The organism is Acidovorax sp. LjRoot66, from assembly GCF_964253305.1.
GTDB lineage: Bacteria > Pseudomonadota > Gammaproteobacteria > Burkholderiales > Burkholderiaceae_C > Acidovorax.
Map to the genome: position 1 here is coordinate 6,313,424 of NZ_CAXUQU020000001.1, position 15,042 is coordinate 6,328,465.

A 15,042-nucleotide genomic window follows, 5' to 3' on the forward strand; every position below is an offset into this window, starting at 1 on the left:
AAGAACCCGCACATGAAAGCCGTGCTGCGCTGGCTGGGCCTGGTGGTGTTCGCCGGCCTGGCGCTGCAGCTGTTCTTCGTGCTGCGCATTGCCGCCATGGTGGTGGTCAACCCCGAATCCACCAGCTTCCAGCGCTCCGAGGCCTGGACACAACTGGCCAGCAGCGGCCAGGTACGCTGGCGCCAGCAATGGATGCCCTACGGCGAGATATCGGACCACTTGAAGCGCGCCGTGATCGCCTCGGAGGACGACGGCTTCGCCAACCACGACGGCGTGGACTGGGCCGCCATCGAGAAAGCCTGGGAGCGCAATGCCAAGGCAGAAGCCCAGGCCGCCAAGGCCCAGAACCGGGCCCCGGAAAAGCCCCAGCGCGCGCCCAAGATTCGCGGCGGCTCCACCATCACCCAGCAACTGGCCAAAAACCTGCTGCTCTCGGGCGAGCGCACCCTGCTGCGCAAGGTGCAGGAGTTCGTGCTCACGCTGCTGTTGGAGCAGTTGCTGAGCAAGGAGCGCATCCTGGAGATCTACCTCAACAGCGTGGAATGGGGCGAAGGCGTCTTCGGCGCCGAGGCCGCCGCCCAGCACTACTTTCGCAAGAGCGCCAACCGCCTCGCCCCCGGCGAGGCGGCCCGCCTGGCCGTGATGCTGCCGGCCCCCAAGCGCTTCGAAAAGACGCCGGGATCGGCCTACTTGGCAGGGCGCACGCGCACCATCCTGGCGCGGATGAACAGCGCCGAATTGCCCTGAGAATCCAATACAACCTCAGGCGCGCCGACTGAGCAGCAGCTGCACCGGGTGCTGCGGCCGCAGGGTCACATGCAGCCGGGGCTGCAGGGGCGGCGCCGCCTCCGGTACCCGCAGGGTATAGCGCTGCAGCAGCATCGCCGCCAGCAGCACCATCTCCAGCATCGCGAAGTGCTGGCCGATGCAAACGCGCGGCCCCAGGCCGAAGGGAATCCACGCCCCCCGGGGTATCTCGGGTGCGCCCTCCAGAAAGCGCTCGGGCAGGAAGTGCTCGGGCTGCGCGAACCAACGCCCGTCCCGGTGCAGCACCCAGGGCGTGATGCGCAGGATCGCCCCCTGAGGCACGGCCACACCGCCCAGAGTGATGGGGGCCGTGGTGCGCCGGCTCATCACCGCAGCGACGGGCGGGTACAGGCGCATGGCCTCCTTCAGGGTGGCTGCCAGCCAGGGCAACTGCGCGATGTGCTCCGGGCCTGGCACATGGCCCTGCAGCACCGCGTCCACTTCGGCCTGGGCGCGTTGTGCCGCCTCGGGATGTTCGGCCATCAGCCGGCTCCACCACAAGAGGGCGGTGGCGCTGGTCTCGTGTCCGGCCTGGAAGCTGACCATGCACTGGTCGAACACCTCCTGGTGCGAAAGGGCCTCGCCCGTGGACTCGTCGCGCAGGGCCAGCAGCATCTGCAGCAGGTCGCTGCGGTCCACCGTGGACGCCAGCCCTTGCTGGGCGTGCCGCTGGTCGATGTGGCGCTGCACCAGCCCCCGCAGCAGGCGCAGCGCCCGACGCTTGGCCGCCTTGCCGGGCAGGGGCAGCCAGTCGGGCAGGGTGAAGGGCATGAACATCTCCGAGAACGCAGCGGCCGACAGCGTCTGGGTGGCCCAGGCAGCATCGCGTGCGTCTTCCTTGGCCGACTCGCCGAACAGGGTGCGCAGGATCACGTCCATGGCCACCCCGGTCCACAGCCCCTCCATGCTGACCAGGGCCCCGGCCTGGCCTGCCGGTACGGCAGCGTCCAGCGCGGCCTGCGCGGCACCGGTCATCAACTGCGCATAGCCTGCCACCCGCTTGGGCGCGAAGGCCGGCATCAGCATGCGCCGCTGGCGCTGCCAGGTGGCGAGCTCGGTCACCAGCACGCTCTGGCCGAAGACCTGCTCGAACACCTCGATGCCGCGCTCCCAGCGCACCAGGTGCTCGGCATGGGTGACCAGGGCCTCGCGCACGAGTTCGGGGGACATGAGATCCCAGGCATCCTCGTTGACCAGCCGCATGCGCGTGAGATCGCCATGCTCGCGCTGCAGCCGGGTGACGAAGCCCAGGTAGTCGGCCCGCATGGCACGCAGCAGTGGCAACCCCCACCAACGCGGCGATGGGCCTGATGCCTGCAGGGCGGGTGGGGCTGCGGCATGCGCAAGGTCGTCGGAAAGGGTTGTGTTCATGCCGGCATGGTGGTGCGTCCCGCCACCGGCGTATTGAACGATTGCGACATCGTCTCTCCCCTACACTCGGGCTCCATGGCCATTCAGGCACCCCTTTCTGCCCGGCACCCCGATGGGCTCATTCCCTCGGGCCAGCTGTGGCTACCGCATGCCGGCCTGTCGGCCTGCGTGCGCGGCACCATCGTGCGCAGCACGCTGGGCCATGCGCTCAGCGATGAAGAACGCATCAACCGCTTTCCCGCGACGCCGCTGTGCAGCCTGAGCTGGTGGTTCACGGGCCGCAGCGAATGCCTGATCCCCGAGCGGCCCGGCTGCATGCCGGGCCTGGACAGCCCGCGCGAGCCCTTCGCAGGGCGCTGGGTGCTGGCAGGCCCGCAGACCCGGCCCTCGACCAGCTGGTGCGCCGAACCCACGCACGCCATGATGGTGATGTTCATGCCCGATGCGCTGCACCTGCTCACCGGCCTGGCGCCCGAGCACCTGACCGACCGCACGGTGGATGCCGCCAAGCTGCTGCCGCGCGACTGGCTGGCCATGTGCGAGGCGGTGCAGCACCAGCCCGACGACGCGGCCCGCATGGAATGCCTGGAGCAGTTTCTGCTGCCGCGCTGGCAGGCCTGCAGGCCTGGCCCCGCCACAGCCACGCAGCGCTATGGCGACTGGGCCACGCACCTGGCGCAGCGCGCGGCGCATTCGGCGCCCGGCCGCAGCCTGCGCCAGCTGGAGCGGCGCATCAAGCGCTGGGCCGGGCTGCCGCTGCGCGAGCTGCGCGGCTTCGGCAAGGCCGAGCAGGCATTCTTCGACACCATTGCCGCAGACACGGCCGAATCCCCGGTGCGCTGGGCCGAGGTGGCTGCGGGCGCCGGCTTTTCGGACCAGTCGCACCTGTGCCGCGTCACGCGGCGCATCACCGGCTATGCGCCGCAGGCGCTGTACGACGGCATCCGCCGCGACGAGGCCTTCTGGGTCTATCGCCTCTGGACGTAGCTCACCCGGTGCGCCTCGGTAGGCAGCGGCACCTCCCAGCGCAGCAGCATCTCCAGCAGCCGCTTGTTGGACAGCGAGGTGTCGCGCCGCTGGTTGCGGGCCAGCAGCTCTGCACGCGGCTGCTCCAGATACATGATCTCCACCTCGGCGTGGTAGGCCAGGCACAGGTCCAGGGTCTTGGCGCGCATCTGGTCCGACAGGTGGGTGGCGTTCCAAACGAAGGGTTCGTGCGCCCGCAGCAGGGCCTTGGCCTGTTCCACCGCGTGGTGGGCCACCATGCCCTCGTTCTTGCCATGGCGCAGGCCCAGCTGAGCACGCGCATCGTCGAACGAAACCACCGGCAGCCGGGGGTGGTGGGTGGCAACCCAGGTGTCCTTGCCCGAGGCGGGCAAGCCCGACATCACCACCACCCGTGAGCCGGGCTCCTGGTGCAGCGCATAGTCCGGGTGCACGTTCGCCCCGCGAAAGTAGCTGAGCGCGGTGTGCGCATCGGCAAAGGCACGCGGCTGGCCGTAACAGGCTTCCTCGCGCGCGAGTTCGCGGAACAGCTCAATGGCATCGAGCGTGCGCTGCGGGTCGGGGCAGACGCGGCCGCGCATGTCCGCCTCGGCCAGCAGGGCCAGCAGGTGCAGGTCCACCTGCCAGGACAGCTGGCGCACGGTGAACTCTGGCGATGTGCCCTTGCGCGAGGTCTCCAGCGCGAAGAACGGCACCTGATGCACGGCGATCAGCCGGCAGATGGCCTCGCGCACGGCCAGCGGCGCACCGGCGTGCCACAGCGCGATGCGCGTGTCGATGGCGCCTTTGCGCGAGTGGCCGGGCTGCGATATGCGGCCCGTGGCCTCGTCCACCACCGTGGTGCTGCACTTGGCCACGTCGTGCAGCAGCGCGGCGAGGAACACGACCTCCTGGTCGGCACGCTCCAGCGCGGCGTAATTGGCACTGTCAAGCAGCGCGCGCAGCACCATGGCGGTGTGGGTCCATACATCGCCTTCTGCGTGGAACACGGGGTCCTGCGGCGTCGTGGCGGCCAGCCGCAGTTGCGGGAAGGCCTCCAGGCAGGCGCCCAGATCAGGCGCGCCGCCCGCGGCAGGGACCAGGCCCTGCACGTCTTTCCATTGAAATATCGTCATTGCATTCTCCTGGGCGGGTGGGCTCGCCGTGGGGGTTGTTGCGCTCAGAGGCGGCCGTCGCCAGCCAAGGGCCAGCGCTTGTCGACCTCGGGACCGAACAGGTCCACGCCCGAACGCAGGCGGTTGGGGATGACCGGGCGCTCGCTGTGGTGCGACTGCGAATCCAGGATGGTCTGGATGAAGTCCGGCCGCACGAGCTTGAAGCGCCCCACGGTCCGGCCGCCCTCCTCCACCTTGATGTACAGGCCCTCGGCCAGCTCGGACCGATCCGTCTGCTGCCAGCACAGGGCCAGGTCGAGCCCCTGGCGCGCCACCTCGTCCTCGAACGCGGCACGCCACTGCCCCGTGCGCGCCAGCGATGGCGCCAGCAGTGCCTGCAGCGCCTGCATGCGCGGCGGCGCAAGGCCGGCGTAGAGCACCGGCACCGAGACTACGGGCACGCCGGCCAGCAGGGCATGCCGGGCGGGTGTGTCGAGAAAGTCACCGGTGCGGCGGTCCCGGATGTCGAACTCGCAGAACAGGTGCGGCAGCGCGTCGTAGTAGACCGAGTGCTTGGCGTGCATGAACTCGCCGTACAGCACGTAACGGTCTTCCAGCACGTCGAGCAGCCGGCCCTCGTGCGCCCGGGCCCATTGCTTGAACAGGTTGAATTGGCGCTCGCGGCCGCCCAGGCGGTCCACGTCGAGGTAGTGGCCGCGCGACTGCAGCAGCAACTGGCCCGCGGCGTCGAAGCTCAGGCCAGCGTTGGCGGCGTCGAGCTTTTCCTCCACCACGATGGTCTTGCCCAGCAGCTCGGCATAGGGAACGGGGTCGCCCTTGTCGCCTGGCTGGTAGCGGGAGCCCTGCAGATGGGGCGTACGGGGGTATTTTGCGAGTTCGCGGTTGTGCAGAAAGGTGTGCGTCATGGAAGTCTCCGGCAGGCAGGGAACCAGGCAGCAAGCAAGGCCTGGGACAGGGGCCGAAGACGACGCAGAAGGTCAGCAGGTGACCATGGGTGGCTGGCTCAAGGCAGGCAGTTCAGGGGCCGGGCGCACGGTGTGCGACCAGGGAACTGGCTGGCTTGCCCGCATGCCCACACGAATGGCATGACCCGGGGCTTGAGGCCGCGGGCTTCGTGTGGCGTGTCGTTCAGCAGGAACGGGGGATGCGGGGCATGTCGGTCTCGAAGGTGAGGATTTTTGAAAGAGGGCGAATGCTACGGGCGAGCGCCGGTGTTTTCAAGAACAGCGCGCAACTCTGGTGTTTTATTGCCACAGCCAGGCGCTGTCTGTGCGCCTCCCGCACCGCTTCTGGCCGTGTGCACACAGGGTGGCGCAGGGATGCGCCAGGGCATCATGCGCTCGCGCGCGAGACGATCTCGAAGCCGATGTCGACGATGGGCTGATCGACCGTGCGGCCCTCCGCGCGGTCGTCGATGAACTGGGCGGCGGTGCGGCCGATGCGCGTGCCATCGATGCGCACCGTGGTCAGGGCCGGCTGCAGGCTGGCGGCGAACTCCAGGTCGCCCAGGCCCACGACGGCCAGTTGCCCCGGTACCGACAGGCCGCGCGCCTGGGCTTCGATCAGCACCCCCAGGGCCAGCATGTCGGAGCTGCAGAACACCGCATCGGTGTCGGGGTGGTCGGCCAGCGCTGCCACCAGCCCGCTGCGCCCCGACCCCAGGGTGGTGGGTGCTGGCACCAGCACCGCAGGCACCTCGGCCGCCAGGCCCAGTGCCCGGGCCGCGCGCCGAAACCCGCCCATGCGCAGGCGCGCCCGGTCATCGTTGGCGCCGAGCAGCAAGGGCTGCCGGTAGCCGCGCTGGTGCAGGAAATGGCAGACGGCCTCGCCAATGCCTTCGTGGGAGAAACCCACCAGCATGTCGATGGGGGTGGGTGTCAGGTCCCAGGTTTCGACCACCGGGATGCCGGCGGCCAGCAACTGGCGCCGGCCTTCCACCGAATGCATGATGCCGGTCAGCACGATGCCATCGGGCCGGCGCCGGATGATGGCGTCGAGCAGCGCGTCCTCGCGCGAGGCGTCGTAGCCACTCTGGCCGATCATCAATTGGTAGCCGCGTTCGTCCAGCGCCTGGTTCAGCGAGCGCACGGTTTCCTGGAACACCGGCCCCGTCAGCGTGGGCAGCACCGCGGCCACCAGCCGGGCGCGCGAGGAGCGCAGGCCACCGGCCATGCCGTTGGGGACGAAGCCGGTCTGGCTGACCACTTCGCGCACCTTGAGCAAGGTGGCGGGCGCAACCCGCTCCGGGGTGTTCAGCGCACGCGACACCGTCATGGCGGACACACCGGCCATGCGGGCGATGTCGTGAACGGTGAAGACTTGGGGCTTTTTCATGGGGCGGCGCAAAAGCCAGACAGTATGCGCGGGAACGCGCGCCCCCATGCGCCCGCCGGCAGCCCCCCGCACCCCAGGGCAGGTGCCTCCTGCGCTGCTCAGCAAGGTCACGCGGGTTCGCCCGTATCATCCGCGCCATGCTTGCCAAGTTGATGAGTCTCCTCCTTCTGGGAATAGTGCGGTTCCTGACCGGCTCCCAGGCCCGCTGGTATGGTTGCCCCCCGAAGGCGGAGCAGCGCATCTACTTCGCCAACCACCAGAGCCATGCCGACATGGTGCTGATCTGGGCGGCCCTGCCCGAGGAACTGCGCAGCATCACCCGCCCCATCGCCGCCAAGGACTACTGGACCAAGACGCCGTTTCGCCAGTGGATCACCACCGCCGTGTTCAACGCCGTGTACGTGGACCGGCAGGCCACGCCGGCACGCCCGGCCCCTGTGGAGCCCGTAGTTGCCGGCGTGGCCCTGCCCGAGTCGGAAACGGCCTCTGCCGGCGGGCCCGACCCGGCGCCCGAGGCGCCGCCCAAGCCCCCCACGCCTGAGGCCTTGCGCGCGGCATTGCCCGAGGGCGATCCGCTGGCGCCTCTGGTGAAGGCGCTGGAGAGCGGTGACTCCATCGTGATCTTTCCCGAGGGCACGCGGGGCCATGGCGAAGAGCCCCAGCCCTTCAAGTCGGGCCTGTTCAAGCTGGCCCAGATGTTCCCGCAGGTGGTACTGGTGCCGGCCTGGATCAACAACGTGCAGCGCGTGATGCCCAAGGGTGAAGTGGTGCCCGTGCCCATCCTGTGCTCGGTGACCTTCGGGGCCCCGATCCAGTTGGAGCCCGACGAGGAACGCCGCCCTTTTCTCGACCGCGCACGCCGTGCGGTTATCGCATTGAGGGAAGTGTGAGATGAACGCCTTCCTTCGCAACCTGACGGCCACCCAGCAGATCGGTGCCTTGTTCCTCGTGGTGTTCGGCCTGCTGTCCATCGTCACCATCTGGGCCTACGTGCGCATGCTGCGCGAGCAGTCCAGCGACGACCCCCAGGCCGAAGCCGATGCGCTCGAAGCCAAGCGCTTTTGGGGCCTGCTCAAGACCTCGTGGGCCATGGCGACCGTGTTCTGGATCGGCTGGGCGCTGGGCGATGCCGTGGCCACCGTGCTGTTCGCCATCGTCGGCTTTTTTGCGCTGCGCGAGTTCATTACGCTCTCGCCCACGCGCCGGGGCGACCACCGCAGCCTGGTGCTGGCCTTCTTCGTGGTGCTGCCGCTGCAGTTCTGGATCGTGGGCAGCCGGCACTTCGACCTGTTCACGGTGTTCATCCCGGTCTACGTGTTCCTGGCGCTGCCCGTGGTGAGCGCACTGGCCAACGACCCGCAGCGCTTCCTGGAGCGCAATGCCAAGCTGCAGTGGGGCATCATGGTATGTGTGTACGGTATGAGCCATGTGCCGGCGTTGTTGCTGCTCGACTTTCCGGGCTACAAGGACAAGGGTGCCTTCCTGGTGTTCTTCCTGGTGTTCGTGGTGCAGACCTGCATGGTGGTGCAGCACCTGCTGGGCCGGCGCTTTCCGCACAAGCCCGTGGCACCGCAGGTGAGCCAGAGCTTTCAGTGGGTGAGCTGGCTCGCCGGCGTGGCCGTGGGTGGCCTGGTGGGCGGCCTGCTCACCTTCATCACCCCCTTCAAGCCCGGCCAGGCACTGGGCATGGCCCTGCTGGCCTGCGTGGCCGGCAGCCTCGGGCACCTGGTGATGAAGGCGCTCAAGCGCGACCGCGGCATCACCAGTTGGGGCATGCAGGGCATGTCGGTCACTGGCGCAGGCGGGCTGCTCGACCGGGTGGACGCGCTGTGCTTTGCAGCCCCGGTGTTCTTCCACTCGGTGCGCTGGTACTTCGGGCTATGAGGATCCTGGGCATCGACCCCGGCCTGCAGACCACCGGCTTCGGCGTGGTGGACATGGATGGCCACCAGCTGAGCTACGTGGCCAGCGGCACCATCCGCACCACCACGCTGGCCCTGGGCGACCTGCCCGGGCGCCTGAAGATCCTGTTCGACGGCATCACCGAGGTGGTGGCGCGTTACCAGCCGGACACCTCATCGGTCGAAATCGTATTCGTCAATGTGAACCCCCAGTCCACCCTGCTGCTGGGCCAGGCGCGCGGCGCCTGCATCACCGCCCTGGTGGCCAGCAACCTGCCCGTGGCCGAGTACACCGCGCTGCAGATGAAGAAAGCCGTGGTCGGCCATGGCCGCGCCGCCAAGAGCCAGGTGCAGGAGATGGTGCGCCGCCTGCTGAGCCTACCCGGCCTGCCCGGCACCGACGCCGCCGACGGCCTGGGCATGGCCATCACCCACGCCCACGCAGGCGCCGCCATGGCCCGCCTGGGAGAAGCAGGCACGCTGCAGCGGCGCCAGCACGCCATGTACAAGGGCGGCAGGAGTTACTGACCCCCCCTGAGTCGCTTCGCGCCTTTCCCCTGAGGGGGACGCCACCAGTGGCCTGGCAAAGCCAGTTCCACGGTGGCGCTGGTCTACGTGTGCGTCCATTTCGGACGCCGCCACCAGCAATCGACGGAGTGAAAGTCCGTTATGCGACAACCTGCCTGAGGCATTTACCGCCCCACACCCCGCTTGAGCTCCTTGAGCAATAGCAGCACCTGGTTGGACGCATGGCGGCAGCTGCTGTTGAGCAATTGCACCGACTGCTGCTGCTCGCCCGCCTGGAACAGCATGACCACGGCAGCCGCCTGCTGGTGGAAATACTTGTGCCGCGCCACCAGCATGCCGAAGGCCGGGTAGTGGCCCAGCCGCACCCGGCCGGTGCCGTTGAGCCAGCGGCCCAGGTCGCAGCGGTCGTCCTGGCAGATGCGCTCGGGGCGCATGACCTCGTTGGAGCGGCCATTGACCATGTCCTGCAGCTGCAGGCGCCAGCCTTCATGGCTGGCGATGGCCGCGTCGATATCGATCTCGGTCATGAGCATGGTGGCGTACTCGGCATCCAGCACGAGTTCGCTGCCGTTGTCTTCCATGGCCCAGGTCGTGTCGGGACTGGTCGGGTCTTGCTCCCGCATCTTGAACAGTCGGCTGAAAAAACCCATGTGCAACCCCGTGTTGGTATGCAGGCGGGGCCTCTGGTACCAGAGCTGCCACACCCATTTGAAACATTTTGTGTAGCGTTTTGTGTTTTGGCTACCAAAAAATGGCATATCCCTGCCGGCGTGTGCACTGCGGCCCTGCTGCCAGCCTCGGCTCTTGGCCCGGGCACAAGCGCCCCCGGCCGGACCGGACCACAATGCGCGCATGACTGAACCTGTTTTTCCCCGCACCGCCCTGTCCATGCTGGACCTGGTGGCCGTTCGCGACGGCGGCACCGTGGCCGAGGCCCTGCAGATCGCCCTGCGCACCGCGCAGCATGCTGAAAAGCTCGGTTTCGCCCGCTACTGGCTGGCCGAGCACCACAACATGGCCGGTATCGCCAGCTCGGCCACGGCCGTGCTGGTGGGGCATATCGCGGGTGGCACCTCGCGCATCCGCGTGGGTTCGGGCGGCGTGATGCTGCCCAACCATGCGCCACTGGTGGTGGCCGAGGCCTTCGGCACCCTGGCCGAGCTCTACCCCGGTCGCATCGACCTGGGCCTGGGCCGCGCGCCCGGCACCGACCCGGCGACCATGCGCGCCCTGCGCCGCAGCCGCGTGGAAACGGCCGACGACTTTCCGCAGGACGTGGCCGAGCTGCAGCGCCTGCTCGGCCCGGCCGAACCCGGCCAGCGCCTGGTGGCGACGCCCGGGGCCGGCACGAATGTGCCCATCTGGCTGCTGGGATCGAGCCTGTTCTCGGCGCAGCTGGCTGCCGAGCGCGGCCTGCCCTATGCCTTTGCCTCGCACTTCGCGCCGCGCCTGCTGCACCAGGCCATTGACCTGTACCGCAATCTGTACCGCCCCTCGGCCGCTTGGCCCAAGCCCTACCTGGCCATCGGCGTGCCGCTGATCGCCGCGCCGACCGACGAAGAAGCTGAGTTCCTGGCCAGCAGCACCTACCAGCGCGTGCTGGGCATCCTCACCGGCGACCGGCGCCTGCTGCTGCCGCCCGTGGAGCACTTCGCGGCACGCCTGCAGCCCCAGGAGCGCGCCGCCATCGGCGACTTCCTGGCGGCGGCGGTGATCGGCGGGCCCGAGACGGTGCAGGCCGGCCTGGCCGACCTGGTGCGCGAGACCGGTGCCAATGAGCTGATGCTGGTGAGCGACGTGTACGACCCGGCCCTGCGGCTGCGTTCGCTGGAGATTGCGGCGCAAGCCCATGCGTCACTGGGTACGGCGGTGCCCGCCTGAGACCCGACTTGTAACCGGTGGGAGCGTAGCGTCACGGCCAGGACGGTCCGTTGCCGCTACCATCGTGGGCTGATGACGGTGCATTTGTGCACGTCGCTACCGCCCACCCCCACCTGCATGCCCGCTTTTTCCTTTGAAGCCCTGGACGCCCAGGGCCAGACCCGCAAAGGCCTGATGGAGGCCGACACCGCCAAAGCCGCCCGCGGGCAGCTGCGCGCCCAGGCCCTGGTGCCGATCGCGGTGGAACTGGTGCAGACCGGGCAACGGCTCGATGGCTCCGCCGTCGGCTGGAACCGCAGCCTGTTCACGCGCCCGGTGTTCAACGCCACCGGGCTGGCCATCTGGACACGCCAGATCGCCGGGCTGGTGAGCTCGGGCTTGCCGCTGGAACGCGCCCTGAGCGCCCTCTCGGACGAGGCCGACGACGAACGGCAGCGCCATCTGGTGGCGGCCCTGCGCGCCGAGGTGAACGCCGGCTCCACCTTTGCCCGTGCGCTGGGCCAGCACCGGCGCGAGTTCTCGGACATCTACTGCGCCGTGATCGGTGCCGGCGAGCACAGCGGCAACCTGGGCCTGGTGCTCGAACGCCTGGCCGACGACCTCGAAGACCGCCAGGCCCTCAAGGCCAAGCTGATAGGCGCCGCACTGTACCCGGCCATCGTCACCCTGGTGGCGATCGCCATCGTGATGTTCCTCCTGGGCTATGTGGTGCCCCAGGTGGCCAGCGTGTTCGCGGGCTCCAAGCGTGCCCTGCCCTTCATCACCACCCTCATGCTGGGCATCAGCGCCCTGGTGCGCAACTATGGGCTGGCCCTGTTCGGCGTGCTGGTCGTTGGCGCGCTGGGCCTGCGCTGGTCGCTGAAATCGGAGAGCGTGCGCGAGCGCTTCGACGCCGCCTGGCTCAACCTGCCCCTGGTGGGCAAGCTGGCACGCGGCTACAACGCGGCACGCTTTGCCAGCACGCTGGCCATGCTCGCCAGTGCCGGCGTGCCCATCCTGCGCGCCCTGCAGGCCGCAGCCGAAACCCTCAACAACCGCGCCCTGCGCGCCGACGCGCTCGACGCCCTGGTGCTGGTGCGCGAGGGTGCGCCGCTGGCATCGGCCCTGGCGCAGAAGAAGCGCTTTCCGGGCCTGCTTTCGATGTTTGCGCGCCTGGGCGAACAGACGGGCCAGCTGCCGCTGATGCTGCAGCGCGCCGCCACCCAGCTGTCGGTGGAGGTGCAGCGCCGCGCCATGCAGCTGGCGACCATCCTCGAACCCCTGCTGATCGTGGCCATGGGCCTGGTGGTGATGGCCATCGTGCTGGCGGTCATGCTGCCCATCATCCAGCTCAACCAGTTCGTCAAATGATGTGGCCCCCACGGTCGCGCACTGCGTGTCGCTCCCAGCCCCCCGAGGGTGCCGCGTTTTGCCTTGGGGCGGCCCGGCGGCAAAACCTGAACCCGAGATAGACGCGATGGCTGTAACCCTGGACGACAAGCTGGTGGTCGCGATCTCCTCGCGGGCGCTGTTCAATTTCGAGGAAGAGAACCGCCTCTTCGACGACACGGACGACCACGCCTACGTGGAGATGCAGCGCCAGCGCATCGACATTCCGGCGGCGCCCGGGGTGGCTTTTTCGCTGGTGCGCAAGCTGCTGGCCTTCAACACCACCGAGCACCAGCGGGTGGAGGTCGTGCTGCTCTCGCGCAATGACCCGGTGAGCGGCATGCGCGTGTTCCGCTCCTGCCTGGCCCACGGGCTGCCCATGGTGCAGCGTGGGGTGTTCACCCAGGGGCGCGACCCGTTTCGCTACCTGCGCCCGCTGGGCGCGCACCTGTTCCTTTCGGCCAACGAGGCGGACGTGCGCCAGGCGCTGCACCTGGGCTACCCGGCAGCGCGGGTACTGACCGAATCCGTGCGGGCCGGCGACTCCAACCCGAACGAAGTGCGCATCGCCTTCGACGGCGATGCCGTGCTGTTCTCGGACGAAGCCGAGCGCGTCTACCAGGCCGAAGGGCTGGCTGCCTTCCAGCGGCACGAGAGCGACAAGGCGGCGCAGCCCCTGCCCGATGGCCCGTTCAAGCCCCTGCTGGCCGCCCTGCACCGGCTGCAGCATGCGGGCGGCACGGGCATGCGCATCCGCACCGCACTGGTCACTGCGCGCAGCGCCCCTGCGCACGAGCGCGCCATCCGCACGCTGATGGACTGGGACATCGCGGTGGACGAGGCCATGTTCCTCGGTGGCCTGCCCAAGGGGGAGTTTTTGCGCGAGTTCGAGCCGGACTTCTTCTTCGACGACCAGACCGGTCACGTCACCTCGGCCTCGCTGCATGTGCCGGCGGGGCATGTGAACAGCGGGGTGTCCAACCCCGTCACGCTGCTGGCGGACTGAAGGGCCTGCCCCCAGCGGCATGCAAAGTTGTGCAATGGTGTGCAACTTGCCGGGAAAGAAGGCCTCTGACCGGTTGCAATGAACACCGTGCGCCCGCATCTGTGCGACCATGGTCCCGCAACAGGAACAGAGAATAGAACGCATGAAGATGAACCTATTGGCATGGGGCGCAGCCGCCTTGCTGGGCAGCAGTATGGCCCTGGCCCAGGCACCGGTGGCGCCGCCACCTGCCGACACCGAAGGACTGTCCAAGGGCGAAGCCAAGGCCATCCGCGAGTTCAAGATGCTGGATTTCAACGGCGACGGCAAGCTCAGCCGGACCGAAGTGAAACTGTTCCCGCGCCTGTCCAATGCCTTCGATGAGGCCGATACCGACCGCGATGGTTTTGTTTCGTACGAGGAAGTGCGCGCTTTTGCGGCCAAGTACCGCGCCGAACGGGACCGCGCCAAACAACAGGCACCCGCTGCTCCCGCTCCTGCAGCCAGCGCTCCCTGACCCAACCGCTACCGTTTCGGTAGCAAAAATACCCAATGACCCCTGGCGCAGTCGCTACGCCTCAGCCTGCCACCCGGTTCACAGCCCTGCCGTGCGCTTGACCTTGGGGTCCGAGTAGGTCAGCGGTTCGTTCTTGACCTGCTGGGCCAGGCGCTCCTGCAGGGTCACCTTGTTGATGTCCTGCGCCATTTCCACGGCGCTGCCGCTGGCACGCCACATGGACTGGATGAATTCCAGCAGTTGCTTGTAGATGGGCTCCGGCGGCGGTTCGGGCGGCTCTTCCACCGTGTCCTTCTTCTTCACTTCGGTCCAGTCGCGGTTCGGCGCCTCGGGCGCCGACGGCTTGTCGGGCTCGCGCACGATGGCCCCTTCCCCGAGCCGGTCCATGGACTCGACGGGCAGCGGCGCATTGACAGGACGTATCGGCGGCGCCCCCGAGGCGCCGGTGGAATACAAATCGGCGCCCGCAGGACGCCAGGTCGGCGATCGATCGACAGGTGGCATTTGCATGGCATGGCCCCAGGTTGTGAAAGGAACGAACAGAGGCACTTCCGGGCTCTTCGTACATTCATAACGGCAAACAAAAGGGGAAATTGAGGTCTTTTTTGCCTTTAAGCCCAAAAACAAGGGTTTACCCCTACATTTTAAGTCGATTGAAGGCAAAAGAAAGCCCGCCGCCTGCAGGGCGCAGGCGGCGGGCTGGTGCGGCGCGGGCTCAGAGGAAACGTTCGAGGAAGCGGCGAGACTGGCGGTCGAGCAGCGCAGTGTCGGGCACCTTGAATTGCACACCCTCGCCTGCAGCGATGAGCAGGCGGGTGCGCCCGCCGAGCCGGCGGATATCTTCCTCGGCCTTGAGCACCAGGCGCGCAGAACCCCGGTCGGTCTCCACATCCCAGGTGCTTGGGGTCGAAAAACTCGATACGGCGACTATTTTTTCGATAGTGGGCACAAACTCACGCACCGCGAGCTCCTCCTCCACCAGGGTGCGTACTGCCGCAGGCAACTGGTCGAAGCGGTCCAGCCACACCAGTTCATGGCCATCGCTGCCCACCAGCGACAGGCCTTCGGCAGGGGCCGCGATGGGAAAGGCCCGCACCGGCACCACGCCTTCGTGCAGCGTGCCGTCGGGCAGGGTGAGCACCAGGCGCCCGTGGGCGTTGCGGTGCAGTTGCAGCGAGGCGGGCGGGAATGTAGTCATCAGGTCGTTCATGGCAATGTCATCCATCGGTG

At 68.2% G+C, this 15,042-nt stretch carries 16 protein-coding genes; 9 read left to right on the forward strand and 7 right to left on the reverse strand.

Translation table 11 applies throughout. The annotated features are described in order from the left end of the window. The first annotated feature begins 12 nt into the window (after positions 1-12). Positions 13-747, forward strand: coding sequence for a monofunctional biosynthetic peptidoglycan transglycosylase (mtgA, locus tag ACSQ3Y_RS29550; protein WP_436179752.1), 735 nt, complete (start codon positions 13-15; stop codon positions 745-747). A gap of 15 nt (positions 748-762) precedes the next feature. On the opposite strand, the gene ACSQ3Y_RS29555 is transcribed toward mtgA, so the two are convergent. Beyond that, positions 763-2,178, reverse strand: a complete 1,416-nt coding sequence (locus ACSQ3Y_RS29555) for a cytochrome P450 (protein ID WP_436179753.1) — start codon at positions 2,176-2,178, stop codon at positions 763-765. 75 nt (positions 2,179-2,253) lie between these two features. Here ACSQ3Y_RS29555 and ACSQ3Y_RS29560 point away from each other — a divergent pair, with 75 nt between their 5' ends. After that, positions 2,254-3,165, forward strand: a complete 912-nt coding sequence (locus ACSQ3Y_RS29560) for an AraC family transcriptional regulator (RefSeq protein ID WP_436179754.1) — start codon at positions 2,254-2,256, stop codon at positions 3,163-3,165. Here ACSQ3Y_RS29560 and ACSQ3Y_RS29565 read toward each other — a convergent pair. The 3 genes from ACSQ3Y_RS29565 to ACSQ3Y_RS29575 all read right to left on the reverse strand — a co-directional run bounded on the left by ACSQ3Y_RS29565 (position 3,147) and on the right by ACSQ3Y_RS29575 (position 6,632). Further along, complete coding sequence (locus ACSQ3Y_RS29565; protein ID WP_436179755.1) at positions 3,147-4,298, reverse strand: AAA family ATPase; 1,152 nt, start codon at positions 4,296-4,298, stop codon at positions 3,147-3,149. The genes ACSQ3Y_RS29560 and ACSQ3Y_RS29565 overlap by 19 nt on opposite strands. 44 nt (positions 4,299-4,342) lie before the next feature. Beyond that, positions 4,343-5,203 carry an RNA ligase family protein gene (locus ACSQ3Y_RS29570; protein ID WP_436179756.1) on the reverse strand — a complete coding sequence of 287 codons (861 nt, stop codon included), beginning with the start codon at positions 5,201-5,203 and terminating at the stop codon, positions 4,343-4,345. Positions 5,204-5,630: 427 nt separating this feature from the next. Next, on the reverse strand, positions 5,631-6,632 hold the full coding sequence (locus ACSQ3Y_RS29575) for a LacI family DNA-binding transcriptional regulator (protein ID WP_436179757.1): 1,002 nt from the start codon (positions 6,630-6,632) through the stop codon (positions 5,631-5,633). A 137-nt stretch (positions 6,633-6,769) separates the two neighbouring features. On the opposite strand from ACSQ3Y_RS29575, the gene ACSQ3Y_RS29580 reads away from it, so the two are divergent. The 3 genes from ACSQ3Y_RS29580 to ruvC are packed head-to-tail and all read left to right on the forward strand — an operon-like array spanning position 6,770 to position 9,061. After that, the gene (locus ACSQ3Y_RS29580) at positions 6,770-7,522 is read left to right on the forward strand and encodes a lysophospholipid acyltransferase family protein (protein WP_057201690.1); all 753 of its coding nucleotides are present in this window, start codon (positions 6,770-6,772) and stop codon (positions 7,520-7,522) included. Between the two features lies 1 nt (position 7,523). Beyond that, complete coding sequence (locus ACSQ3Y_RS29585) at positions 7,524-8,516, forward strand: phosphatidate cytidylyltransferase (protein ID WP_057201689.1); 993 nt, start codon at positions 7,524-7,526, stop codon at positions 8,514-8,516. Further along, on the forward strand, positions 8,513-9,061 hold the full coding sequence (ruvC, locus tag ACSQ3Y_RS29590; protein ID WP_057201688.1) for a crossover junction endodeoxyribonuclease RuvC: 549 nt from the start codon (positions 8,513-8,515) through the stop codon (positions 9,059-9,061). The genes ACSQ3Y_RS29585 and ruvC overlap by 4 nt, the downstream gene beginning before the upstream one ends. 164 nt (positions 9,062-9,225) lie before the next feature. Here the strand turns inward: ruvC and ACSQ3Y_RS29595 are convergent, their stop codons facing one another. After that, a complete protein-coding gene (locus tag ACSQ3Y_RS29595; protein ID WP_436179758.1) occupies positions 9,226-9,711 on the reverse strand; it encodes a CZB domain-containing protein in 486 nt (161 codons plus the stop codon). Between the two features lie 202 nt (positions 9,712-9,913). Here ACSQ3Y_RS29595 and ACSQ3Y_RS29600 point away from each other — a divergent pair, with 202 nt between their 5' ends. The 4 genes from ACSQ3Y_RS29600 (at position 9,914) to ACSQ3Y_RS29615 (ending at position 13,812) form a co-directional block, all read left to right on the forward strand. Continuing rightward, positions 9,914-10,942, forward strand: a complete 1,029-nt coding sequence (locus tag ACSQ3Y_RS29600; RefSeq protein ID WP_057269051.1) for an LLM class flavin-dependent oxidoreductase — start codon at positions 9,914-9,916, stop codon at positions 10,940-10,942. A gap of 117 nt (positions 10,943-11,059) precedes the next feature. Further along, the gene (gspF, locus tag ACSQ3Y_RS29605; RefSeq protein WP_057202466.1) at positions 11,060-12,292 is read left to right on the forward strand and encodes a type II secretion system inner membrane protein GspF; all 1,233 of its coding nucleotides are present in this window, start codon (positions 11,060-11,062) and stop codon (positions 12,290-12,292) included. A gap of 106 nt (positions 12,293-12,398) precedes the next feature. Next, a complete protein-coding gene (locus ACSQ3Y_RS29610) occupies positions 12,399-13,316 on the forward strand; it encodes a 5'-nucleotidase (RefSeq protein ID WP_057201685.1) in 918 nt (305 codons plus the stop codon). A gap of 142 nt (positions 13,317-13,458) precedes the next feature. After that, positions 13,459-13,812 (forward strand): EF-hand domain-containing protein, encoded by a 354-nt coding sequence (locus ACSQ3Y_RS29615; protein ID WP_057269052.1) that lies wholly within the window; start codon positions 13,459-13,461, stop codon positions 13,810-13,812. A 78-nt stretch (positions 13,813-13,890) separates the two neighbouring features. Here the strand turns inward: ACSQ3Y_RS29615 and ACSQ3Y_RS29620 are convergent, their stop codons facing one another. After that, positions 13,891-14,322 (reverse strand): hypothetical protein, encoded by a 432-nt coding sequence (locus ACSQ3Y_RS29620; RefSeq protein WP_057269053.1) that lies wholly within the window; start codon positions 14,320-14,322, stop codon positions 13,891-13,893. Between the two features lie 205 nt (positions 14,323-14,527). Continuing rightward, positions 14,528-15,022, reverse strand: a complete 495-nt coding sequence (locus ACSQ3Y_RS29625; RefSeq protein WP_057202464.1) for a DUF1854 domain-containing protein — start codon at positions 15,020-15,022, stop codon at positions 14,528-14,530. Between the last annotated feature and the right edge of the window lie 20 nt (positions 15,023-15,042).